The organism is Chryseobacterium sp. YIM B08800 (assembly GCF_026163565.1).
GTDB lineage: Bacteria > Bacteroidota > Bacteroidia > Flavobacteriales > Weeksellaceae > Chryseobacterium.
This window is the reverse complement of sequence record NZ_JAPDKN010000069.1, coordinates 1-346: the sequence shown is the minus strand read 5'-3', so window position 1 is coordinate 346 and position 346 is coordinate 1. Positions and strand designations below refer to the sequence as shown.

The window sequence follows — 346 nt, the reverse complement described above, 5'->3', positions numbered from 1 at the left end:
AACACATCAAAGAGAAAAAACACTTACCTGAAGTTGCTTCAGCAAAACAAATGGAAAAAGAAGGAGTAAATGTAGGAGAGTTTCAGATTAAGCTTTTGCAAAAAATTGAAGAATTAACTCTTTATACCATTGAGCAAAACAAAAGAATTAAAGAACTAGAATCTAAAATTAATAAAAAATAAAATTTAATACTATGAAAAAAATCTTAATGACATTACTTTTCGCATCTGCAGCTACATTATCCGCACAAATTTACGCTCCTGCAGGTAGCACAATTGGCACAACATTAAATTCAACATCCACTAATATTGGTATAGGAACAAATGATCCTAAATCCACTTTAGAA

1 pseudogene is annotated in these 346 nt (G+C 29.8%); it reads left to right on the top strand.

Going from position 1 to position 346, the window contains the following annotated elements:
* A pseudogene (locus OEW74_RS18330) lies at positions 1-182 on the top strand (hypothetical protein); the annotation flags it as partial.
* Positions 183-346: the final 164 nt, after the last annotated feature.